Source organism: Pseudoxanthomonas sp. PXM04 (assembly GCF_014851695.1).
GTDB classification, from domain to species: domain Bacteria; phylum Pseudomonadota; class Gammaproteobacteria; order Xanthomonadales; family Xanthomonadaceae; genus Pseudoxanthomonas_A; species Pseudoxanthomonas_A beigongshangi.
Window position 1 is genome coordinate 1 of sequence record NZ_JACVAG010000018.1, and the last position, 460, is coordinate 460.

Annotated in this window: 1 protein-coding gene; it reads right to left on the minus strand. The window is 54.1% G+C overall.

Annotation, left to right across the window (positions count from 1 at the left end; translation table 11 throughout):
- Positions 1-460, minus strand: a 460-nt coding sequence (locus tag IB228_RS19675; RefSeq protein WP_192199659.1) for a hypothetical protein, incomplete at both ends; no start/stop codon positions are given.

The window sequence follows — 460 nt, forward strand, 5'->3', positions numbered from 1 at the left end:
GGTTGGGCACCTGCGCGTCCAGATCGCCGATGTCGCGGCCCTTCCTCTTGTCCCGGCTCTCGGCAGTGACCTCGGTGCCCGCCCCCGGCCCGTCCTGCCGGGTTTCCTCGCGCTTGCGCTCTGTCCCCTTTCCCTCCTCCCTTTTTTTCTCCCTTCTTTCCTCCTTTCCTCTTTCTTTCCCCTTTTCCTTCTCTCCCTCTCCTTTTTCCTCCTCCCTCCCCCCTTTTCCTCTCTCCCTTCTCCCCTTCTTCCTCTTCCTTTCTCTCCCCTCCTCCCTTTCCTTCTTTCTTCTTCCTCCTTTCCTTTCTCTTCTTTTTCCCCTTTCCTTTCTTCCCTTTTCTCCTCTCCCCCTTCCCTTTCTCTTTCTTTCCTCCTTCCCCTTCTTTCTCTCTTTTTCCCCCTTTCCTTCTTTCTTCCTCTTCTCTTCCTTCTTCTTCTTTTCTCTTTCTCCTCTTTTCCC